The organism is Phenylobacterium sp. (genome assembly GCF_016124325.1).
In the GTDB taxonomy this organism is placed as follows: domain Bacteria; phylum Pseudomonadota; class Alphaproteobacteria; order Caulobacterales; family Caulobacteraceae; genus Phenylobacterium.
Map to the genome: position 1 here is coordinate 32,685 of NZ_WGNY01000018.1, position 21,750 is coordinate 54,434.

Here is a 21,750-nt window from a genome sequence, read left to right on the forward strand (position 1 = left end):
GCCGCGGCTCTGGGGGATAGTGGGGCGGCCAGTCCGCCCATCAGAGGCGGCGGCCTGAGGAGGACGCCATGACCTACGCCCCGCCGGGACGGCCCATCTACGACGCCGACAGCCACATCATGGAGCTGCCGGACTTCCTCAAAAAATACGCCGACCCCGGCCTGCGCGATCGCATCCCCGAGGTCAGCTACGCGGCCTCCATCGTCACCGACGAGGAAGTGGCGGTGATCATGGCCCAGGGCGGCCGCCACTCCGACGAGCATCGGGCCGCCCAGATCGCGCTCGGCGACGGACTGATCGCCAAGTCGAAGGAGATACAGGCCCTGGGCGCCTTCGACGCCGCCGACCGCCGCAAGGCCATGGACCTGCTGGGCTTCACCAAGCAGCTCGTGTTCGCCACGCACAGCCTGGCCATGCCGTTCTCCCCCAGTTCGAAGATCGAGCCCGAAGTGCGCTATGGGGCCGCCCGGGCCCACAACCGGCACATGGCCGACTTCTGCAAGGACGACGCCCGCCTGATCGGCGTGGCGGCCATCCCGCTGGACGACCCGGAACGCGCCATCGCCGAGCTGGACTGGGTGCTGGCCCAGGGCCTGGGCGCGGTCTGGGTGCCGCACCGCGCGCCCCTCGACCGCTCGCCGGGCCACGTTGACCTGGAGCCCTTCTGGGCTCGGCTGGCCGAAGCTCGCGTCCCCTTCGTCCTGCACGTCGGCGGCGCGCCGCTCCAGGTGGCCAAGGCCTGGACGAACAACGGCCGCGCGGCGGTGAAGGACTGGCTGGGCGGCGGCGAAAACGTGCGCACCAAGGACGCCGCGCTGCTGCACCAGTATCCCGAGGCCTTCCTCAGCATGATGGTGCTGGATGGCGTGCTCGACCGCCACCCCAACCTGCGGGGCGCGGCGGTGGAACTGGGGGCCGGCTGGGTTCCCGAGATGATCCGCCGCCTCGACTGGGTCGCGCGCACCTGGGGCCGCAACGACGCCAACATCCAGGCCCAGTCCCGCAAGCCCTCGGAACAGATCGTCCAGCAGCTGGCCTTCACGCCGTTCCCGCTGGAGGACCTGGGCGCCATGCTCGACCAGTCGAGCGACGAGCTCTACCTGTTCTCCAGCGACTATCCGCACATCGAGGGCGGGCGCGACCCCATCGGCAAGTTCGAGAGCCAACTCGGCGATCGCGGCGAGCCGGTGCGGGCCCGGTTCTACACCGAGAACTTCCTGCGCATCTTCCCGAACGCCCGCTAGAGCACGCCCCCGGTCGGCTTGGATCAAGCCAACCGGGATCAACCTGCCAGCCTCCCTGAACTCGGAGGCCTTCCTGTCCCGAGAGCCCACGGGCGCCCCCAAACGGGGGAGGTTCCGCCGGCGCGGACGTGCGACGTCCGTGGCGTTGAGCAATCGCCTTGGGGGGCATTTCAGTGAAGTTCCTTATCGGCGCAGCCGCTGCGGCCTGCGCAATCGCGTCGGCTGCGCCGGTCGCCGCCGCCACACTCGTCAACGGCGGCTTCGAGGACGGCCCGGCCCTGAACTACGGGACCTACTACCGCGGTCCCGCCGCCCCCGATGGCTGGAGCCGGGTGGCTGGCTACGAGGCGCCTGACATTCTCGACAACGCCTACACCCAGACGGGCGCCGGCCTCGCCCAGCTTCTCGGCGCGCACGGCGGGAGCCGGTACCTGGACATGAACGGCGCCAGCCCGTCGGGCGGCATCTACCAGGACATCACCGGCCTGACCGTCGGCAGCGTCGTGACCATCACCTACTGGGTGAGCCAGTGGGCGCAGAACAGCGCCGGGACGCTCACCGCATCCCTGATCGGGACCGATGCGACGGCCCAGGTGGTCGACGTTCCCTACTCGCCCGGCGCCCAGTCGGCGGCGTGGACCCAGTACAGCCTGAGCGGCGTCGCCCAGTCCGACACCGTCCGCATCCAGTTCATCGGCTACAGCGGCTCCACCTCGCGCGGCGCGCCGGGCCTCGACGACGTGGCGCTGAACGTGGTGAGCGGCGCGCCGGAACCGGCCGCCTGGGCGCTGATGATCGCGGGCTTCGGGCTTTCCGGCGCCGCGCTGCGCCGCCGCCAGACGCGCCTCGCCTAGAACTCGTCCTCGATCGCGGCGCGGAAGTTCTCGAACACCTCGGCGGCGTGCTGCTCGGGGGCGACGGCTTCTACCGCCGCCGGCGGGGCCTGCGGGGCCCCCGCCGTGAGCCGGCCCATGACCGCGCCGTCGCGCACCAGCACCAGTTCCTCGCCCTCCGGCAGGGCGGCAAGCAGGGCGGCGATCTTCGGCGGCAGGTCGTCGAGGTCGAGTCGAGCCATGGCGCGATCCTAGACCCGTTGGGGCGCGCCTAGTAAACCGCGACCATGGCTTACCGGTCGCTGCGCGAATTCCTGGCGAAACTCGAGGCGGCCGGCGAACTGGTCCGCGTGGCCGAGCCGGTCTCGACCCAGCTCGAGATGACCGAGATCCAGCGCCGCCTGCTGGCCACCGGCGGGCCGGCCGTCCTGTTCGAGAAGCCGATCCGCGCGGACGGCGAGGTCTCGTCGATGCCGGCGCTGGCCAACCTGTTCGGCACGGTCAAGCGCGTCGCCATGGGCGTGACCCTGGAGAACAAGGAACGCACCACCGCCGCCGAGCTGCGCGAGGTGGGCGAACTGCTGGCCTTCCTGCGCCAGCCCGAGCCGCCCCGCGGCCTCAGGGACGCCTGGGACATGCTGCCGCTGGCCCAGACCGTGCTCAGCATGCGCCCCCAGGTGCGCAAGACCGCCCCGGTCCAGCAGGTGGTGCTGAAGGGCTCCGACATCGACCTGACCAAGCTGCCGATCCAGGGCTGTTGGCCGGGTGAGCCGGCGCCGCTCATCACCTGGCCGCTGGTGGTCACCAAGGGGCCGTCGCAGAGCCGCGAGGACGACTACAACCTCGGCATCTACCGCATGCAGGCGCTGGGGCCGGACCGCACGATCATGCGCTGGCTGGCCCACCGCGGCGGCGCCCAGCACCATCGCCGCTGGAAGGCCGAAGGCAAGCGAGAGCCGTTGCCCGCCTGCGCGGTCATCGGCGCCGATCCGGGGACCATCCTGGCGGCCGTGACGCCCGTGCCCGACACGCTGTCGGAGTACCAGTTCGCCGGCCTGCTGCGCGGCGCCAAGCTCGACCTCGTTCCAGCCAAGACCGTGCCGCTGATGGTGCCGGCCCAGGCGGAAATCGTCATCGAGGGCCACGTCCTGCTCGACGAGTACGCCGACGAGGGCCCCTACGGCGACCACACCGGCTACTACAACTCCGTCGAGCAGTTCCCGATCTTCCAGGTCAGCGCGATCACCATGCGCAAGGACCCGATCTATCTGACCACCTTCACCGGCCGTCCGCCGGACGAGCCCTCGATCCTGGGCGAGGCGCTGAACGAGGTGTTCATCCCGCTGCTCCAGCAGCAGTTCCCCGAGATCGTCGACTTCTGGCTCCCGCCTGAGGGCTGCAGCTATCGCATCGCCGTCGTCTCGATGAAGAAGGCCTACGCCGGCCACGCCAAGCGCGTGATGATGGGTGTCTGGAGCTTCCTTCGGCAGTTCATGTACACGAAGTGGGTGATTGTCGTGGACGACGACATCGACGCCCGCGACTGGAAGGACGTCATGTGGGCCATCTCCACCCGCATGGACCCGGCCCGCGACGTCACCCTGATCGAGAACACGCCGATCGACTACCTCGACTTCGCCTCTCCCGAGAGCGGGCTGGGCTCCAAGATCGGCCTGGACGCCACCAACAAGTGGCCTCCCGAGACCAAGCGCGAATGGGGCCAGTTGCTGGCCATGGACCGCGCCACGGTGGAGGCCGTGACCGAGAAGTGGGCCCGGCTGGGATTGCCCGGCGACGGACGCCCTGTGGACTGACAAGGAACCACCATGGACCCGAAATACGCGCCGAACGCGGTCGCCCTCTGGGCTGGGCTCCACCTGGTCCTGCTCCTGGTGCTGGCCGTCCTGGTCACGCGCCAGCGCCGCAAGCACGGCGTGGCCATCGGCGATGGCGGCGTGCCCGCGCTCCACGCCGCGATCCGCGCCTTCGGCAACGCCACCGAATACATCCCGGCCGCCCTGGTCGGGCTGGCGGTCCTGGCCCTGGCCGGCGCTCCGCCCCTCCTGATCCACGGGGTCGGCTTCACCCTCTTCGTGGGCCGCGCGCTGCACGCCTTCGGGCTGTCGCGCAGCACCGACGCCTCCTGGCCCCGGGCCGTAGGCGTGCTGGCCACCTGGATCGCCTACATCGCCGCGGCTGCGGCGCTTTTGATCTACGCCATCCCCTAGGCTTGTCCCCGCCCGCCCTGTCGGCCATATCCCGACCATGGACGAAAACCTGCTGAACGACGTCGTCGCCGCGGCCCTGAAGGCCGGCGCCGACGCGGCCGAAGCCGTGGGCGCCGAACGGCGCAGCCTTTCCATCACCGTGCGCATGGGCGAGCTGGAAGAGGTCGAGCGCGAGGAGGCCCGCGACCTTGGCCTGCGGGTCTTCGTCGGCCGCCGCCAGGCCACGGTCTCCGGCTCCGACATTTCCCCCGACGCGCGCGCCAGGCTGGTCGAGCGGGCCGTGGCCATGGCCCGCCTCGCGCCCGAGGACCCCTACGCCGGCCTCGCCGATCCCGAACGCCTGGCCAAGGGACCACTGCCCGACCTCGACCTCTACGATCCCGCCGAGCCTTCGGCCGAAGCCCTGGAGGACCGCGCCCGCGCCGCCGAGGCCGCCGCGCGCGGCGCGCCCAAGGTCACCAACACCGACGGCGCCAGCGGGTCCTGGTCGGCCTCGCAGTGGACCATGGTGACCAGCGCCGACTTCACCGGCGTGCATCGCGCCTCCGGCTTCTCCATCGGCGCCTCGGCCATCGCCGGCGACGGCGAGGGGATGGAGACCGGCTACGACGGCCGCTCCACGCGCTGGGAAGCCGACCTGCCGGCCCCCGAGACGCTCGGCGCCGAGGCCGGCCGCCGGGCCGCCTCGCGCCTGGGCGCGCGCAAGATCGCCTCCACCACCGCCCCGGTGATCTTCGAGAACCGCCTGGCCGGATCGCTGATGGGTCCGCTGATCGGCGCCATCTCCGGCCCGTCGATCGCCCGCGGCACCTCGTTCCTGAAGGACAAGCTGGGCCAGCAGATCTTCGCCAAGGGCGTTCGCATCTCCGACGATCCGCACCGCCGCCGCGGCCTCGGCTCCTCGCCCTTCGACGACGAGGGCGTGGCCAACGCGCCGCACGACATCATCGCCGACGGGGTGCTCACCACCTGGCTGCTCAACAGCTCCTCGGCCCGGCAGCTCGGGCTGGAAACCACCGGCCATGCCTCGCGCGGCCTCGCTGGCCCGCCCGGCGTCTCGGTTTCCAACCTCACCTTCCAGCCGGGCGAGAAGGATCTCGCCGGCCTGATGGCCGACGCGGGCGAGGGCCTGCTGGTGACCTCCATGTTCGGCCCTTCCCTCAACGGCAACACTGGCGACTGGTCGGTGGGCTGTTCGGGCTTCTGGTTCGAGGGCGGCGAGATCGCCTACCCGGTCAGCGAGATCACCGTGGCCGGCAACCTGCTCGACATCTTCCCGCGCATCACGCCGGGCTCCGACCTCGAGCTGCTGCGGGCCTCCAACGCGCCGTCGCTGCTCGTCGAGGCGCTCGCCATCGCGGGCCGATGACGTCGGGATGGATGGCGACCTCGCGTTGATCCTCGACGCGGCCCGCGAGGCCGGTGAGCTGGCCCGCGACATCCGCCGCCGGGGGCTGGAGGTGGAATACAAGCCCGACGACGGCAGCCCGGTGACCAACGCCGACCTGGCCGCCGACGCCCTGCTCGCCGGGCGCCTGCGCGCCGCGCGGCCCGACTACGGCTGGCTGTCGGAGGAGACCGCCGACGATCCGGACAGGCTGGCCCGACGCCGCCTGTTCGTGGTCGATCCCATCGACGGCACCCGCGCCTTCCTCAAGGGCCGGCCTTGGTGGTCGGTGGCCATCGCCGTGGTCGAAGACGGCCGTCCGACGGCCGGGGTGGTCTTCGCGCCCGAGCTCGACGAGGCCTACGCGGCCGTGGCCGGCGGCGGCGCCACCCGCAACGGCCAGCCGATCCGCACCGGCGCCGCCGGCGTTCTTGAGGACTGCCGCATGGTCGGCGATCCGGTGGTGTTCGGCCATTGGTCGTGGCCCACGCCCTGGCCCGCCATGCGGATCGAGCAGCGCAGCTCCACCGCCTACCGCATGTGCGCCGTGGCCGCCGGCGACTTCGACGCCGCCGTGGCGCCGGTCCGCAAGGCCGACTGGGACGTGGCGGCGGGCGATCTCATCGCGCGCGAGGCCGGCTGCTTCGTGGGCGATCACACCGGCGAAGCCTTCGTCTACAACCGCGCCCGAGCGTCGCAGGCGAGCCTGATCTGCACGACACCTGCGCTCGCCCCATTGATCCTGGACCGTGTCCGGCATATCGGCTCGCGCAAGTGATTTCACCTGCAACGAATGCGCACATGCCCGACAAACAGCTCCTTCATCTCGTGATCGGCGGCGAGCTGAAGTCCCTCGACGGCCCCCCCGAGTTCAAGGACCTCTCCCGGGTCGACCTCGTGGGCGCTTTTCCCACCTATCAGGACGCCCGCCGCGCCTGGCTCTCCAAGGCCCAGCAGACGGTCGACAACGCCCACATGCGCTACTTCATCATCCACGCGCACAAGCTGCTCGACCCCGAGAGCGACCACGACCACGAGCACTGAGCTGCTCCCCCACTGGGGGAGCTGTCAGCGAAGCTGACTGAGGGGGGCTCCACTCAGGACGTCCGGCCGCCGCATCGGCCCCGGACGCGACCGCGCGGCGAGGTTTGAGCGGACCCCCTCCGGCGCTTCGCGCCACCTCCCCCGAAGGGGAGGATTCCGGCTACTCCCGCCGCAGCACGCTCTCCGTCAGTAGGTTGCCCCACATGTTGGTCCGGAACTCGGCCTTCATGGCGTCTGGGTCGTACATCGGGCTCTCGACCCACTGCAGGAAACTCATGCCCTTGGGCTCGCCCTCGGTGAGGTAGCGGGCGAAGGTGTAGTCCAGCACGCCGGTCTTGCCGTGGCGGATATGCAGGTAGCGGAACGAGAGCTGCTCCAGCGCCTCGCGGATCGACTTGCCCTTCCGGAAGTGCATGTAGAGCACGCTCATGATCCCGGCCCGGTCCGCGCCGGACTTGCAGTGCATCAGCGCCGGGTACTCCAGCGTCTCGAACAGCCGCTTGGCGCCCAGCACGCGGTCGCGCGACGGGACCTCGCGCGAGGTGATCGTGAAGTCGACCAGGTTCAGGCCCAGCCGCTCGCAGGCGTCCTTCTCCAGCGCATGGAAGCTGGCGTCGAAGCCGCCGCGCAGGTTGACCACCGTGCGGATGCCGCGGTCGCGCCATTCCGCCAGCTGGTGCGGCCAAGGCTGGTTGGCCCGCACCAGCTCCTCGCTGATCCAATGCGCATTGGAGAAGCCGAGGCGAAGATAGGCGTGGTCGTTCCACATGTAGTCCGCATAGGCCCGCGCCCGCCCCAGCGGGGACGAGAGGTCGAAATCGGGCCGGGCCGGGGCGTCTGCCATGCGGCGTAGGTAGGAGTGTTCGGGCGCCGACGCCAATGCGACGCCTTGGCGCTTCCCGGCCGCGCGGGGGTCAGATGCTGAAGATCCAGTCCCCGGTGAGGGTCGACTGCTGCACGCCCTCCAGCACCATCTTCGACCCGTCGGTGAGCTCGATGACCACGTCGGCGCCCACTTGGCTGACGGTGTACTGGCTTCCCAGCACGAAGACCTGGTCGCCCTCGGCGCGGTTGAAGTCGGTCACGCGATCGAGGCCCGCGCCGGAGAACGTGTGGAAGATGTCGGCGCCCGCGCCGCCCGTCAGGGTGTCCGAACCGCGGTCGCCCGAGAGGAAGTCGTTGCCGGCCCCGCCCATCACGACGTCGTCGTCCTTGCCGCCGCGCACGATGTCGTTGCCGTCGCCGCCCGACAGGGTGTCGTTGCCGGTGTTGCCGTTCATGACGTCGAGGCCGCCGCCGCCATCCATCGAATCGGCGCCCGCGAAGCCCTCGAGCAGGTCATTCAGCGCCGCGCCTGTCAGCACGTCGTCGGTGTTGAGGAAGACGGAGAGGTTCGTGAAGTCCGGCGCGCCCTGCCCATAGGGCAGCGAGAAGTCGGTGAGCTTCATGATCGGCTGGCCGTTGAAATCCACTTCCAGGCTCGTGAACGTCCCGCCGGTGGGGAAGCCGGCCAGCAGGGTGAACTTGCCGCCGAAGATCACGTCGAGCGTGCCGTTGATGAGACCCGAGACCGTGATCTGAGACGCAAAGGTGGTCTCGTTGGTGGTCGTGATCTTGGCCTCGCCGATCGTCAGCGTCGCGATGTCGCCGAAGGTGATCGTGTTCGAGCCGACGCTATAGGAAAGGATCGCCACGGTTTGCCCCCACTCTCTGTCTGCCGACGCGCGCCCCTACGCGGGCCCGGTCGCGCCAGGGGGTTAGATGCGTCGATGGCGCGCCGCCGGCATCCCCCGTTCGGGGGTGGCGCGTCAGCAGCTTGACTTGCAGGCCGCATCGTCCGACGCCTGCCCCATGAGCGAGCCCGCCCCGCCGGAGCTGTCCGCCCGTGCGTTGATCGGGCGCGTCGCGCGCGTCTACATGGCCCCGCGCTGGATGGGCTGGACAGGCGCGATGCTGGCCGCGGTCGTGGTGGCCTTCTGCAGCGCCGAGCTGGTGCGCCTGATCGAACCGGCCACCAACGACCTGATGGTGTTCCACAAGCCCGACGCCATCCTGATCCTGCCGCTCACCATCGCCGCGCTCGCCATCGCCCGCACCCTGGCCCAGGTGGTCCAGGCCACCCTCGTCAACCACATCGGCAACGCCGTCGTCGGCGACGTGCAGGTCCAGCTCTTCGGCAAGCTGGTCCGCGCCGATCTGGCCCACCTGCGCAGCCAGCACTCGGGGGCCTTCGTCTCCTCGGTGCTCTACGACGCGGGCCTGATCCGCGAGGCCGCCACCTCGGGCGTGGTCAACTACACCCAGAACCTGCTCACCTTCATCGGGGCGGCGATCGTCATGATCGCCAACGACTGGCTCCTGTCCTTGGTGCTGCTGGCCGCAGCGCCGATCGCCGCGGCGATCATGCGCCGCTTCTCCAAACGCACGACCAAGGCCGCCAAGGGCGCCATGGCCGAGACCTCCGCGCTCTCCTCGGCGATCATGGAGAGCCTCGACGGCGTGCGGGTGGTCAAGCTGGAGAACCGCGAGGCCTATGAAGAGGCCCGCGTGGCCGAAGTGGTCCGCCGCCGCCAGCGCCACCTGACCAAGGGCGCCAACGCGCGCGCCCGCGCCGCGCCGGCGACCGAGCTGCTGATGACCCTGATCGTGGCCATGGTCTTCGCCTACGCGGGCTGGCGCTCCACCCACGGCGGCATGACGGCCGGCGCCTTCTTCTCGTTCATCGCGGCCCTCACGCTCGCCAGTCAGGCGCTGCGCCAGCTGGCCAACCTCCAGACCGTCTTCGCCGAAGGCATGTCGGCGGCGCGCCGCCTGTTCGCCGCCATGGATGTCGAGCCGGAAGTCCGCGAGCGGTCGGGCGCGCGCGCCCTTGCCCGGGTTCGCGGCGAGGTGCGCGTCGAGGCCGTCGATTTCCATTACGGCGGCGAGGGCCCCGTCGCCTTGTCGGGGATCAGCCTGGAGGCCGCGCCCGGCGAGATGGTCGCCCTGGTCGGCCCCTCCGGCGGCGGCAAGACCACCATCCTCAACCTGATCCCGCGCTTCTACGACGTCACCGCCGGCCGCGTGACCATCGACGGCCAGGACGTGCGCGAGGTGACGCTCGCCTCCCTGCGCGATCAGATCGCCCTGGTCACCCAGGAGCCGTTCCTGTTCGACGACACCATCGCGGCCAACATCGCCTATGCGCGGCCACAGGCGTCGCCGGCCGAGATCGAGGCCGCGGCGCGCGCGGCGGCCGCGCACGAGTTCGTCGCCGCCCTGCCCGAGGGCTACCAGACGCCGGTCGGCGAGGCCGGGATGCGGCTGTCGGGCGGCCAGCGCCAACGGATCGCCATCGCCCGCGCCTTCCTCAAGGACGCGCCGATCCTGCTGCTCGACGAGGCCACCAGCGCGCTGGACGCCGAGAGCGAGGCCCAGGTCCAGGCCGCGCTCAAGCGCCTGATGGCCGGCCGCACCACCATCCTGATCGCCCACCGGCTCGCGACCGTGCGCGGCGCCGACCGCATCTATGTCATCGACCGCGGCCGGGTTGTCGAAGCCGGCGACCATACGGGCCTGGTGAAGAAGAGCGGCCTCTACGCCCGCCTGGCCAAGAGCCAGGACCTGGAGGCGGAGCCCGCCGCTTGAAGGCCTTCCTGCGCTCGGATGGCGTCCAGGCCTTCCTCGGCTGGGTGCTGGGGACCTATCTGCGGATCGTGCTCCGCACCGTGCGCTGGCGGCACGAGAACGCCCAGTGCGTCGAGCCCGTGCTGGCCGACGACTCCAGGGGCGCCATCGCCCTGTTCTGGCATGGCCGCATCCCGCTGTGCCTGGCGACCGCGCCGCAGTGGTGGCGCAAGCGCACCCGCTGCCTCGTCTCGCCATCCGCCGACGGCGAATTCATCGCCCGCGCGCTGGAGATGTCGGGCTTCCCGGCGATCCGCGCCTCCTCGGCCAAACGGGGCGACGCGGCCAAAGCCCGCGCCGCCGTCGCCGCGATCCGCGACGCGGTCGCCTGGGTGAAGGGCGGCGGCGCCCTGGTGGTCACCCCCGACGGCCCGCGCGGCCCGAACGAGATCATCGCCGAGGGCTCGCTGCAGATCGCCCGCCGTTCCGGCCAGCCGATCTACCTCATGGGCATAGCCGCCAGGCCGGCGGCCCAGATGCAGAGCACCTGGGACAAGGTGATGTGGGCCGCCCCGTTCGGCCGCGGGGCCGTGGTCTGGGAGGGTCCGCTCCACGTGCCGGCCGACGCCGACGCCGCCCAGATCGCCGAACTGATCAAGGACTGGTCCGCGCGCCTTTCCGCCGCCACCCGGCGCGCCGAGGCGCTGGTCGGCCATGCCGCACGTTGATCGGCCCGCCCGTCGGTGAGACATAGGCGCTGATGGCTCATCACCACCACCATCACGATCATGCGCACGGGCGCGACCACGGCGATTCGCATGGCCACGGACACGGCGGCCACCACCATCACCATGCGCCGGCCGACATGGGCCGGGCGTTCGCCATCGGGGTCGTCCTCAACACGATCTTCGTCGCCGCGGAGGCCGTCGCCGGCCTCTGGACCGGCTCGCTGTCGCTGCTGGCCGACGCCGGACACAACCTCTCCGACGTGCTCAGCCTGCTACTGGCCTGGGGCGCGGCGGTCCTGGCCAGGCGCGCGCCGGCCGGCCGGCGCACCTACGGCATGGGCAAGGCCACGATCCTGGCGTCGCTGGCCAACGCCGTCCTGCTGCTGGTCGCCATCGGGGCCATCGTCTCCGAAGCCGTGCGGCGCTTCACCGAACCCGCGGCGATCGACACCAATATCGTCATGCTCACCGCCGGCCTGGGCGTCGCGATCAACACCGGTACGGCGCTGCTCTTCATGCGCGGCAGCCATGACGACCTGAACGTCCGCGGCGCCTTCCTGCACATGGCCGCCGACGCCGGGGTCTCCGTCGCCGTCGTGATCGGCGCCTTCGTCATGGCGCGGACCGGAATCCTCTGGCTCGATCCGGCGCTCAGCCTGGCGATCGCCGGCGTCATCGTCCTGGGGACCTGGGGCCTCCTGCGCGATTCCGTCGACCTCGCCATGGACGCCGCGCCGCGCGGCATCGACGTGGATGAAGTGCGCAGCTGGCTCGCCGACCTGCCCGGCGTCGAGGACGTCCACGACCTCCATGTCTGGGCGCTGTCGACCACCGAGACGGCCATGACCGCCCACCTGCTACGGCCGCAGAACGGCGACTGCGACCGCTTCCTGCACATGGCCTGCGACGGGCTGGCCCAGCGGTTCCGGATCCGCCACGCCACGCTTCAGGTCGAGACCGACGCGGCCCACGGCTGCCGCCTCGCGCCCGCCGAGGTGGTGTGACCGCCACCCTGCCGCTGGCCCTCTACGGCGCGGCCACCGGCTTCCTGGAGCCGCTTGCGCCGGCCCTGCTGCGCAGCCGGGCCCGCGAGGGCAAGGAGGACGCCACTCGCCTGCCCGAACGCCTGGGGCGCGCCTCGACGCCGCGCCCCGATGGCCCGGTGGCCTGGCTTCACGGCGTCAGCGTCGGCGAGACCGTCTCGCTGCTGCCCCTGGTCGAAGCGCTGCGCGCCCGCCGACCCGACCTGACGCTCCTCGTCACCTCCGGAACGGTGACCGCGGCTGCCATGATGGCCCGGCGGCTGCCGCTCGGCGTGATCCACCAGTTCGCGCCCGTGGACACGCCCGGCGCCGTGCGGCGCTTCCTCGACCACTGGCGGCCGGGGCTCGCGATCTTCGTCGAGAGCGAGCTGTGGCCGAACCTGATCCTCTCGGCCAAGCGCTCCGGCGTGCGGCTGGCGCTCGCCTCCGCCCGGATCACCGAGGCCAGCGCCGCGCGCTGGCGCCGCTGGCCGGCGACCGCCCGCGCGATCCTGCGGGCCTTCGACCTCGTGCTGCCGCAGGACGCCGCCGCGGCAGGACGCCTGGAGGCGCTCGGCGCGCGGCCCGGCGCAACGCTCAATCTCAAGCTCGTGGGCGAACCCTTGCCGGCCGACCCCGCCGAGCTCGAACGCCTGCGGACGGCGGTGGCCAGTCGCAAGGTGGTGCTGGCGGCCAGCACCCACGCCGGCGAAGAGGCGCTCGTCGTCGAGGCGTTCCGGGCGGCGGTGAGCGATCCGGACGAAGCCCTCCTGATCCTCGCGCCGCGCCATCCCGATCGCGGGCCGGATCTCGCGCGGCTGTTCGCCGCCACCCGCCGCGAGGCGGGGGAGACGCCCGGCGCAGGCGTCCACGTCGCCGACACCCTGGGCGAACTCGGCCTCTTCTTCCGCCTCGCCGACATCGTGGTGATGGGCGGCGCCTTCCTGCCGGGCGTCGGCGGGCATAATCCGCTGGAGCCGGCCCGGATCGGCCGCCCGATCCTCACCGGCCCGCACGCCTACAATGCCGCCGACCTGTACGACGACCTGTTCGCCGAGGCCGCCGCCATCCCGGCCGCGGACGCCGAGGCCCTGGCGCGGCACATCCGCGGCCTGCTCGACAACCCCATGATCGCGCGGCGCATGGGCGAGGCCGCGCTCGCCTACGCCCGCCGGCAGGGCGCCGCCTTCGACGCGGCCATGGCCCTGATCGACCCCCTGCTGCCGGCATGAAGCTCGCCACGCCCCGCTGGTGGTACAGCCGCGACCGCCGCATCGCTCCGGTCAGCCGCGCCCTGCTGACGCCGGTCTCGTGGATCTGGGCGGCGGCGACCGCACGGCGGATCGCGAACGGCCGGCCGTTCGACCCGGGCGTCCCCGTCGTCTGCGTGGGCAACCTCACCGTGGGCGGGGTGGGCAAGACGCCGGTCGCCCGCGAGATCGCCCGCCGGCTCGGCGCCCATGTCCTGTCGCGCGGCTACGGCGGCTCCGAGCCCGGTCCGCTACGTGTCGATCCCGCGATCCACACCGCCAGCCAGGTTGGCGACGAACCCCTGATGCTGGCGCGCGACCTGCCGGTCTGGATCGCCCGGGACCGCGCCGCCGGCGCCCGCGCCGCCGCGGCGTCCGGCGCGAAGGCGATCGTGCTGGACGACGGCCACCAGAACCCGTCGCTTGCCAAGGCCCTGTCGCTGGTGGTGGTGGACGGGGAGACGCGCGAGGGCGAATGGCCGTTCGGGGACGGCCGGGTCTTCCCCGCCGGGCCGATGCGCGAGCCCCTGGCCGTGGGCCTCGCCCGCGCCGACGCCGCGGTGGTGCTGCTGCCGGCCGACCTGCCGTCGCCCGACCCGGAGCTGATGGCGACGCTGTCGGCCGTCCCGACCCTGGTCGCCCGGCTGGTCCCGGCCGCGCCGCCGCCGTCCGGCCCCCAGGTCGGTTTCGCGGGCGTCGGCAAGCCCTGGAAGGTGGAGCGCGCGCTTGCGGCGGCCGGCTGCCGTCTGGCCGACTTCTGGCCCTTCCCGGACCATCACGCCTACGACGAGGCGACTCTTGCGCGCCTGTCCGACCGCGCCGCCCAGTTCGGCGCCGGCCTCGTCACCACCGAGAAGGACTGGGCGCGGCTGCCCGCGGCCTGGCGCGAACGCATCGCGCCCTGGCCGGTCCGGGCGGTCTTCGAGGACGAGGCGGCCCTGGACGCGCTGCTCGGCCGCCTCTAGCTGGCCCCGGCCTTAGCTGGCCCCGGCCTTCTGGGCGAACTTCCAGCTCGCCTCGGCCAGGCCGACGACCCGGTCGGCCTGCTGCGCGGCGTGCGGACTGTTGGCCGTGCCGTCGCGCACGCGGCCCACGATGCCCTGCAGGATGCCGGCCAGGCGGAAGGCGTTGTAGCTGTAGAACCAGTAGAGGTCGTGCAGGCCCGAGCGGCCGGTCAGGCTGCAGTAGTACTCTACCGCCTCTTCCTGTGTGGGAATGCCGTGGGCCTTGAGGTCGGGGATCGTCGAGATCGAGCCGTTGACCCAGTTCATCAGCAGGTAGGTGAAGTCGGCCAGCGGCTCGCCCAGGGTGCCGAGCTCCCAGTCGAGCACCGCCACCACGCGCGGCTCGGTCGGGTGGAAGATCATGTTGTCCAACCGGTAGTCGCCGTGGACGATCGAGGTCCGCTCCTGCTCGGGCACGGTCTTGGGCAGCCACTCGATCAGCCGCTCCATCTCCGGGATGAGCTGGGTCTCGGAGGCCTTGTACTGCTTGGTCCAGCGGTCGACCTGACGGGCCATGTAGTTGCCCGGCCGGCCGTAGTCCTCGAGTCCGATCTTGGCGTAGTCGGTGTTGTGGAGATCGGCGAGGGTCTTGATCTTCGAGAGGAAGATCGCCTTGCGCTCGGCCGGCTCGCAGGCCGGCAAGGACTGGTCCCAGAAGATCCGGCCCTCGACCATGTCCATCACGTAGAACCAGGTGCCGATGACGCCCTCGTCGAGGCACAGGCCGTAGGTCTTGGCCACCGGGAAGCCGGTGGTCCCCAGCGCCGTGATCACCTTGTACTCGCGGTCCACCGCGTGCGCCGAGGGCAGCAGCTTGCCCGGCGGCTTGCGGCGCATGACGTACTTCTTGCCGGGCGTGATGAGCTGATAGGTCGGGTTCGACTGGCCGCCCTTGAACTGGCGCACCTCCAGCGGCCCGGCGTAGCCCTCCACATTGGCCTTCATCCAGGCCTCGAGCGCCGCCTCGTCGAACCTGTGGGTCTCGGCGACGGCCTTGGTGCCGGTGTTGAGCTGTTCGCGTTCCTGTTCCGCGGTGGCCGCTTCCGACATGGGGTTCCCTCGATCCTCGTACGCTTGTTTGAACCCTTTTACCGAGGGGCCGGCGCCGGGAGCAAGGCGAGACCGCAATGCTTGACGACATCGCATGCGGCCCGCACAGGCGGGGCATGGTCGAGGACATCACCTCCATCATCGAGATCGCGGCTCCGCGCGACCGGGTCTGGCGCGCGCTTTCCGAGCCGGCGCTGGTGGTCGAGTGGATGGGCTGCCTGCGGTTCGAGGCCCTGCCGGGCCACATCTTCTACCTCCAGCCCGACCGGGCGCGCCGCGACGCGGGCGACGTGACCGACGCGATCGCCTGCCGGATCGAGGCGCTGGATCCGCCCCGCCGGCTGTCGTTCAGCTGGGGCTTCCCGGACATCCCCGACACCTGGGTCGACATCCGCCTGCGCCGCATACCCGGCGGCACCTATGTGCGCCTCGTCCATTCCGGCTGGAGCCAGTTCGACGACCACGAGACGGAGGACGTGCGGGGCGGCCTGGGCCATGCCTGGCACAGCGTGGCTCTCCCCGCGCTGCGCGCCGTCGCCGAAAGCCTAGCTTAGCGCGCGCCAGCCGATGTCGGTGCGGCAGAAGCCGTCCGGGAAGTCGATCCTGGCGATCGCGGCATAGGCCTTGTCGCGCGCGGCCTTGAGCGTCGCCCCTCGCGCGCAGACGTTCAGCACCCGGCCGCCGGCGGCCCGCAGAGTCCCGTCGGCGTCGCGCCGCGTGCCCGCATGGAAGACCACGACGTCGGGTCCGAAGTCCGAATCGGCCCCGCGGATCTCCCCGCCCGCGGCCGGCTTGTCGGGATAGCCCCTGGCCGCCAGCACCACGCAGATCGCCGCCTCATCGCGCCACGCCGGCTGGGGCATCTCGGCCAGGCGGCCCTTCGCGCAGGCCTCCAGGTAGGGAACGAGGTCGCTCTCCAGGCGCAGCATCAGCACCTGGCACTCGGGATCGCCGAAACGGACGTTGAATTCCACCAGCTTCGGCCCCGCCTTGGTGGCCATCAGCTCCACGAACAGCGCGCCGCGATAGGGCGCGCCCTCCTCCGCGACACCGGCGAAGGTCGGCTCGACGAGCCGCTCGCGCACCTGCTCGACAAGTTGCGGCGTGAAGACGGGCGCGGGCGAGTAGGTTCCCATGCCGCCGGTGTTCGGTCCCTGCTCGCCGTCGAACGCGCGCTTGTGGTCCTGGGCCCAGCCGAACAGCATCGAGTCCCTGCCGTCGCACAGGGCGAACAGCGAGCCGATCTCGCCCTCCAGGAACTCCTCGATCACCACCCGGGCGCCGGCGGCGCCGAACCTCCCGCCGAAGGCGTCGTCGATCGCCGCCTCGGCCTCGGCGCGCTCCGGCGCGATGACCACGCCCTTTCCGGCCGCCAGGCCATCGGCCTTGATCACATAGGGCGGCGAGAACCCGTCGAGCGCGGCCCTTGCCTGTTCGGCGCTGTCGCAGATCGCATATGCCGAGGTGGGCAGGCCGTGGCGGTCGGCGAACGCCTTGGTGAAGGCCTTGGACGATTCCAGCTGTCCCGCCTGCGCCGTCGGCCCGAAACAGGCGATGCCGGCGGCGGCCACCGCGTCGCCCAGGCCTGCGGCGACCGATGATTCCGGACCGATGACGACCAGGTCGGCCGCGATCTCCCGCGCCAGCGCCACCAGACCCTCCACGTCGGTGGCGGACACCGGACGCAGCTCGCACTGGGCCGCCATGCCCGGATTGCCCGGCGCGGCGACGAGCCGCCGTACGCGCGGCGAGGCGGCGATCTTCCAGGCCAGCGCGTGCTCGCGCCCGCCGGAGCCCACAAGCAGGATGTTCATGACGCCGCGCTTTGGCGTGGCCGCCACGTCCGGTCAAGAGACCGTGGCCCCGTCGGCCGCGACGCCGAGCGACCACGGGGTTTCCGCATGGCCACCAATCAGGGTATCGCGTTCGCCGACCGGCGACGTCAGGTCGCAACCCCCTCGGCGCCGTCCTGCGGTACTGTAAGGGGGCAGGCCTGCTTCGGGAGGCGGTATGGCCGACGCAGACGAGAACGATCCGGGCTTGGCGCTCGAGCGCCAGGCCGCACGTCACCGCGAGATCGAGCACAGGGTGAAGAACACCCTGCAACTCATCTCGTCGATAGTCCTGTTGCAGGGACGCCGCGCCGAGGACGAAGCCGCCCGCGGCGCGCTCAAGGCGATCCAGCAGCGCGTGGCCGCGGTCAGCGTCGCTCACCGGCACGTGACCTGGGACGACGACGCCGAACAGGTGGAGCTGGCGTCCCTGATCCGCGAGATCGTGGGTGATCTGGCCACCTCGGCGGGCCGCGAGGGCGTGACGATCGACCTCGACCTCGAGACGTTGAGCATCCCGGGACGCCAGGGCGCGCCGATCGCCCTGCTCGTCTGCGAGCTTGTGAGCAATGCGCTGCGCCACGCCTATCCCGAGGGACGCGATGGCCGCATTCGGGTCGTTTTGCGACGAACGTCTCAGGGCGTGGAATTGGCGGTGTCCGACAAGGGCGTGGGCATGGACCCGGCCGCCGGATCGAAGGGCTTCGGCTTGACCGTCGCCCAGCTCATGGCCCAGCAGTTGCGCGGCAAGCTCGTGACCGAGGCGGATCCGCCCGGCGTGCGCCTCTCCGTGCTGCTCCCAGCCGAGGACGTCTCTTCCAGCTCGCGCTCGGCCATGCCGCCATACTAGCCAGCCAGAGCCCAGAGCCTTAAGTCGTGGTTCCGAAGTCTGGACTCGAAGGACCTGGAATGAGCGATCGGCTTTCCGCTGCACAAGCGGCTCTGAATGCAGGGCGGCGCGACGAGGCGATCGAACAATTGATCGCCGCCGTCACGGAGCAGCCCGCCCGCACAGTGCAGGTCTATCGCGTTCTGATCACTCACCTCCACGGCGCCAAGCGATACGCCGAGGGTGCGGAATTCGCCGCCAAGGGCCTCGAGCTCTACCCTCAGGACTTTGACCTGCTCAACACGTACGGCGTGCACCTGCGCAGGTTGAAGCGCTATCCCGAAGCCGTCGCGACGCTCGAGCGCGCCCTGAAGGTGCGGCCCAACGACCGGGGCGCGGCCAACAATCTTGGAAACGTCCTGCTCGACAAGGGGGATGGCGCGCGCGCCGAGAAGATGTTCGCCAAGCTGGCGCGGCTCGACCCCCGCAATCCCGAGTTCCAGCGCCAGCTCGGGCGGGCGCTGTTGAACCAGGGCAAGCTCGAGCCCGCGCTCGTGCGCTTGCGCAGCGCCGTGGCGCTGAAGCGCGACTTCCAGGACGCCTGGCTCGACATGGCCGGCGCCTTGGTGGAACGCCATCAGCAGGCCGATGCCATCGCGCTCCTGGACAAGGCCCTGGAAGCTTGTCCGGACTCCCCGCGGCTCCTCGAGGCGCGATCTGTCGCCATCCGCCAATCGGGGCAGATCGGTGAGGCCGAAGCCTATCTGCAGAAGCTGCTCGAGACGCACGCCGACCAGGCCTGGCTGCACTATCAGCTCGGCACGACCATCAGCGACCGCGACCGGGTGCGCGGCAACGTGCATATGCGCAAGGCGGTCGAGCTCGCGCCGGACAACCTGGATTACATCATGGCGCTCATCGAGAGCCTCGAGCGCACCCGCACCGGCGTAGAGGGCGACAACATCGAAGAGGCCTATGCGCTTTCGGTGAAGGCCCTGGAGCGCAAGGCGGAGTTCACGCCCGCCCACAGCAAGATCGTGCGCGAGGTTTTCCAACGCGTGCTCGACTACGAGCGGATGGAGGCGGTCGGCGATTTCGTCACGCTGGGACGCATCTGGGCCAGCACCGGACGGCATACGGCGCTCCTCAAGCAATTGGCGGGGGTGCGTAGCGACGCGGACCGCGCCGAATTGCTTGAGCAGCACCGGATCTGGGGGCGGGCGGCGGAGAAGAAGGCGGCGGCGTCGCCCATCGTCCGGTCCCGGCGAACCTCTCCGGAGGGCAAGATCCGACTGGGCTTCATGTCGTCGGACTTGCGGGGGCACCCCGTCGGCTATTTTGCGCTGCCGCTCTTCGATCACATGGACCGGGACCGGTTCGAAGTCTTCGTCTATTCCTATTATCAGGGCTACGAGGACGAGCTTCAGAAGCACATCACCAAGCAGGTGACCGCCTACCGCTGGTGGCGGGATACGACACCGCGCGAAGCCGCCCAGAGGATCGCCGACGACCAGATCGATCTGCTGATCGAACTCGGCGGCTCCACCCACATGAACAAGCTCGATGTCATGGCCTATAGGCCGGCGGCGCGTCAGGCGAGCTGGCTCGGCTATCCGCATTCGGCCGGCCTGGAGACAATCGACTACCTGGTCCTCGATCCATACGTGAAGCCGGAGCGTCCGGAGCTCATGATCGAGACGCCGATGCTGATGCCCTCAAGCTGGATCGCGCTCGGCAAACTCGCGTTTCCCGACAGCCATGTCATTGAAGCTAGCGCGCCGTTCGAGCGGCGCGGCTACATCACCTTCGGGACCGCAAACAACACCTACAAGTACACGGCCGAGGCGCTCGAAAGCTGGGCGCGGGTCGTCGCCGCCGTGCCGGACTCGCGCTTCGCCTTCATTCGACCGGAGGGTCTGTCCGTGACCTTCCGCAACAATGTCGCGCGGTTGTTCGCCAAGGCCGGCGTGAGCCGTGACCGCATCGAATGGGTCGCCGTCCGGGGGGCCCACATGCAGCACTACAACAAGATCGACGTGGCGCTCGACACGTTCCCCCAGACCGGTGGGACCACCACCTGCGAGGCGCTCTGGATGGGCGTTCCAACGGTCAGCCTTGTCGGCCCGACCATATTCGAGCGCCTGAGCTACTCCATCCTGACGAATGCCGGCCTTGGCGATCTGTGCGCCCACAGTGTCGCCGAGTTCGAGGCCAAAGCCGTCGCGCTGGCCCACGACCGAGACCGGATCGCGGCCCTGCGCGGAACGTTGCGCGATCAGCTCAAGGCCAGCCCGCTCGGACGCACCGAGGACTTCGCCCGGGACTTCTACGACATGGTGGCCACCACCCTCGCGGCGCCCGAGAAGCGCGCCGCGGCTGTGCGCGCCTAAAGCGATCGAAGGTAGGCGCGCACCACCTCTCTTGCAGGCCTCGGACTTATGCCGAGTTCGCGAAGCCTTTCGATGCGCACCTTCACGGCCGGCTGCGGCGACGCCGCGCCGGTGAACCGAACGCGCCACCCCTCCTCGCCGAAGACCTCCGCGATCTCGCGATTGGTCGTGCAATCGCCAGACGCCACATTGACGATGGCGTTGAGATCGCTGTCGACAAGGGTTCGCAGGGCTCGCGTCACATCGTCGATGTGCACATAGTCTCGCGCCTCGTCGGGCGTGGAGGCGACCTCGAGGGTCCGCGCCTGGCGCGCGCTCAGGAGCCATTCGGAAAGAAATCCGGTGTCGCCCTCCTGCGAGCCGAACACATACGAAAGGCGCGCGGCGCAGGCGCGCCCATCCGATCGGCAAAGCGCGAGGTTCTCGCCCAGCGCCTTGGACAGCTCGTAGAGTTGCTCTCCATCGCCCGGATTGAGGGACAATGCGGCGTCCTCGCGACCTTCGGCCGCCCCGGTCGTCTGATAGGCGCGGGTGGACGACAGATAGACAAGACGCTCAAAGCGCCCGGCTTCCAGGATTCTCGAAAGCAGCCCGACGTGCGCTTCGACCGCCGCGAAGGGCCGGACCCGATAGTCGCCCGTCAGGCCCGCGCAGTAGATCACGCGCCCCAGATCGACGGGCAGATCATAGTCGTGGCTCCGAACCGGGGCATGCACCTCGGCGCCGGCGGACTTGAGTGCGCGCACAAGGTGGGAGCCCACGAAGCCGCCCGCGCCGATCACCGTGTAGCGCACCATCGCCTCAGCCGCCGCGCTCGCCGATCCGCCGGGCTGGGACGCCGCCGTAGATCGCGTAGGCTTCCACTTCCCCGCGCACGACCGCGCCCGCAGCGATCACGCAGCCGCGGCGCAGCACGGCGCCGTCCAGCAGCACCACGCCCGAGCCCAGCCAACAGTCGTCCTCGATGACGATCCCGCCCTTGGAAGGCTGGAACCCCTGGTCCTTGATCATCCGATCCCGGTCGGCGATCGCATGATTGGTCGGGGCCAGGGTGCAGTTGGCGGCGATCGCCACCCCTTCGCCGATCCGCACGCCGTTGCCCGTATAGATCACGGTTCCCGAGTTGATGGCCGTATCGGCCCCGATCACGACGTCGCCCATGCCGCCGGCCGGCTTGATCTTCACGAAGCTGTCGATCATCACCCGCGGCCCGATATCGATCAGCGTGCCGCGCACCGACTCTTCGATGTCGGCCATCGGCGAGATTCGAGCGGTAGGATCGATCTTGAGCATCTCGCCGCCG

General features: G+C 70.6%; 22 protein-coding genes. 15 read left to right on the forward strand and 7 right to left on the reverse strand.

Annotation, left to right across the window (positions count from 1 at the left end; translation table 11 throughout):
- Positions 1 to 68: 68 nt before the first annotated feature.
- Together GC203_RS10415 and GC203_RS10420 are read left to right on the forward strand one after the other, a co-directional pair.
- On the forward strand, positions 69 to 1,244 hold the full coding sequence (locus GC203_RS10415; protein WP_293453978.1) for an amidohydrolase family protein: 1,176 nt from the start codon (positions 69 to 71) through the stop codon (positions 1,242 to 1,244).
- A 173-nt stretch (positions 1,245 to 1,417) separates the two neighbouring features.
- Positions 1,418 to 2,098 carry a PEPxxWA-CTERM sorting domain-containing protein gene (locus GC203_RS10420; protein WP_293453980.1) on the forward strand — a complete coding sequence of 227 codons (681 nt, stop codon included), beginning with the start codon at positions 1,418 to 1,420 and terminating at the stop codon, positions 2,096 to 2,098.
- Here the strand turns inward: GC203_RS10420 and GC203_RS10425 are convergent.
- Positions 2,095 to 2,319: a hypothetical protein gene (locus tag GC203_RS10425; RefSeq protein WP_293453982.1), complete on the reverse strand. Its 225-nt coding sequence runs from the start codon at positions 2,317 to 2,319 to the stop codon at positions 2,095 to 2,097. The two genes, GC203_RS10420 and GC203_RS10425, sit on opposite strands and share 4 nt — an antisense overlap.
- 45 nt (positions 2,320 to 2,364) lie before the next feature.
- Here GC203_RS10425 and GC203_RS10430 point away from each other — a divergent pair, with 45 nt between their 5' ends.
- The 5 genes from GC203_RS10430 to GC203_RS10450 are packed head-to-tail and all read left to right on the forward strand — an operon-like array spanning position 2,365 to position 6,736.
- Positions 2,365 to 3,891, forward strand: a complete 1,527-nt coding sequence (locus GC203_RS10430) for a UbiD family decarboxylase (RefSeq protein ID WP_293453984.1) — start codon at positions 2,365 to 2,367, stop codon at positions 3,889 to 3,891.
- 12 nt (positions 3,892 to 3,903) lie between these two features.
- A complete protein-coding gene (locus tag GC203_RS10435; protein WP_293453986.1) occupies positions 3,904 to 4,305 on the forward strand; it encodes an MAPEG family protein in 402 nt (133 codons plus the stop codon).
- A 37-nt stretch (positions 4,306 to 4,342) separates the two neighbouring features.
- The gene (locus GC203_RS10440) at positions 4,343 to 5,674 is read left to right on the forward strand and encodes a TldD/PmbA family protein (protein WP_293453988.1); all 1,332 of its coding nucleotides are present in this window, start codon (positions 4,343 to 4,345) and stop codon (positions 5,672 to 5,674) included.
- Between the two features lie 7 nt (positions 5,675 to 5,681).
- On the forward strand, positions 5,682 to 6,470 hold the full coding sequence (locus GC203_RS10445) for a 3'(2'),5'-bisphosphate nucleotidase CysQ (protein ID WP_293453990.1): 789 nt from the start codon (positions 5,682 to 5,684) through the stop codon (positions 6,468 to 6,470).
- A gap of 23 nt (positions 6,471 to 6,493) precedes the next feature.
- The gene (locus GC203_RS10450) at positions 6,494 to 6,736 is read left to right on the forward strand and encodes a DUF4170 domain-containing protein (RefSeq protein ID WP_293453991.1); all 243 of its coding nucleotides are present in this window, start codon (positions 6,494 to 6,496) and stop codon (positions 6,734 to 6,736) included.
- 160 nt (positions 6,737 to 6,896) lie between these two features.
- Here GC203_RS10450 and GC203_RS10455 read toward each other — a convergent pair whose 3' ends face one another.
- On the reverse strand, positions 6,897 to 7,580 hold the full coding sequence (locus GC203_RS10455; RefSeq protein ID WP_293453992.1) for a sulfur transferase domain-containing protein: 684 nt from the start codon (positions 7,578 to 7,580) through the stop codon (positions 6,897 to 6,899).
- Between the two features lie 70 nt (positions 7,581 to 7,650).
- Positions 7,651 to 8,430, reverse strand: a complete 780-nt coding sequence (locus tag GC203_RS10460; RefSeq protein ID WP_293453994.1) for a hypothetical protein — start codon at positions 8,428 to 8,430, stop codon at positions 7,651 to 7,653.
- Between the two features lie 157 nt (positions 8,431 to 8,587).
- On the opposite strand from GC203_RS10460, the gene GC203_RS10465 reads away from it, so the two are divergent.
- Genes GC203_RS10465 through lpxK form a run of 5 tightly spaced genes read left to right on the forward strand, consistent with a single transcriptional unit; the run spans position 8,588 to position 14,307 of the window.
- Positions 8,588 to 10,363 carry an ABC transporter transmembrane domain-containing protein gene (locus tag GC203_RS10465; RefSeq protein ID WP_293453996.1) on the forward strand — a complete coding sequence of 592 codons (1,776 nt, stop codon included), beginning with the start codon at positions 8,588 to 8,590 and terminating at the stop codon, positions 10,361 to 10,363.
- Positions 10,360 to 11,070, forward strand: a complete 711-nt coding sequence (locus tag GC203_RS10470) for a lysophospholipid acyltransferase family protein (protein ID WP_293453998.1) — start codon at positions 10,360 to 10,362, stop codon at positions 11,068 to 11,070. Before GC203_RS10465 ends, GC203_RS10470 begins: the two co-directional genes overlap by 4 nt.
- A 32-nt stretch (positions 11,071 to 11,102) precedes the next feature.
- Positions 11,103 to 12,074, forward strand: a complete 972-nt coding sequence (locus GC203_RS10475; RefSeq protein WP_293454000.1) for a cation diffusion facilitator family transporter — start codon at positions 11,103 to 11,105, stop codon at positions 12,072 to 12,074.
- Positions 12,071 to 13,324, forward strand: coding sequence for a 3-deoxy-D-manno-octulosonic acid transferase (locus GC203_RS10480; protein ID WP_293454002.1), 1,254 nt, complete (start codon positions 12,071 to 12,073; stop codon positions 13,322 to 13,324). The genes GC203_RS10475 and GC203_RS10480 overlap by 4 nt, the downstream gene beginning before the upstream one ends.
- Positions 13,321 to 14,307 carry a tetraacyldisaccharide 4'-kinase gene (gene lpxK, locus GC203_RS10485; RefSeq protein WP_293454004.1) on the forward strand — a complete coding sequence of 329 codons (987 nt, stop codon included), beginning with the start codon at positions 13,321 to 13,323 and terminating at the stop codon, positions 14,305 to 14,307. The genes GC203_RS10480 and lpxK overlap by 4 nt, the downstream gene beginning before the upstream one ends.
- Before the next feature lie 12 nt (positions 14,308 to 14,319).
- Here lpxK and GC203_RS10490 read toward each other — a convergent pair whose 3' ends face one another.
- Positions 14,320 to 15,396, reverse strand: coding sequence for a phosphotransferase family protein (locus GC203_RS10490; RefSeq protein ID WP_293454006.1), 1,077 nt, complete (start codon positions 15,394 to 15,396; stop codon positions 14,320 to 14,322).
- 77 nt (positions 15,397 to 15,473) lie between these two features.
- Here GC203_RS10490 and GC203_RS10495 point away from each other — a divergent pair, with 77 nt between their 5' ends.
- The gene (locus GC203_RS10495) at positions 15,474 to 15,950 is read left to right on the forward strand and encodes an SRPBCC domain-containing protein (protein ID WP_293454008.1); all 477 of its coding nucleotides are present in this window, start codon (positions 15,474 to 15,476) and stop codon (positions 15,948 to 15,950) included.
- Here the strand turns inward: GC203_RS10495 and purD are convergent.
- Positions 15,942 to 17,210, reverse strand: coding sequence for a phosphoribosylamine--glycine ligase (gene purD, locus GC203_RS10500; protein WP_293454010.1), 1,269 nt, complete (start codon positions 17,208 to 17,210; stop codon positions 15,942 to 15,944). The two genes, GC203_RS10495 and purD, sit on opposite strands and share 9 nt — an antisense overlap.
- A 196-nt stretch (positions 17,211 to 17,406) precedes the next feature.
- On the opposite strand from purD, the gene GC203_RS10505 reads away from it, so the two are divergent.
- Both GC203_RS10505 and GC203_RS10510 read left to right on the forward strand, forming a co-directional pair.
- The gene (locus GC203_RS10505) at positions 17,407 to 18,078 is read left to right on the forward strand and encodes a sensor histidine kinase (RefSeq protein ID WP_293454012.1); all 672 of its coding nucleotides are present in this window, start codon (positions 17,407 to 17,409) and stop codon (positions 18,076 to 18,078) included.
- 59 nt (positions 18,079 to 18,137) lie between these two features.
- The gene (locus GC203_RS10510) at positions 18,138 to 20,447 is read left to right on the forward strand and encodes a tetratricopeptide repeat protein (protein WP_293454014.1); all 2,310 of its coding nucleotides are present in this window, start codon (positions 18,138 to 18,140) and stop codon (positions 20,445 to 20,447) included.
- On the opposite strand, the gene GC203_RS10515 is transcribed toward GC203_RS10510, so the two are convergent.
- Entirely contained in the window at positions 20,444 to 21,244 is an 801-nt protein-coding gene (locus tag GC203_RS10515) for an SDR family oxidoreductase (RefSeq protein WP_293454016.1), read from the reverse strand. The genes GC203_RS10510 and GC203_RS10515 overlap by 4 nt on opposite strands.
- A gap of 4 nt (positions 21,245 to 21,248) precedes the next feature.
- Positions 21,249 to 21,704 carry an acyltransferase gene (locus tag GC203_RS10520; protein ID WP_293454018.1) on the reverse strand — a complete coding sequence of 152 codons (456 nt, stop codon included), beginning with the start codon at positions 21,702 to 21,704 and terminating at the stop codon, positions 21,249 to 21,251.
- Positions 21,705 to 21,750: the final 46 nt, after the last annotated feature.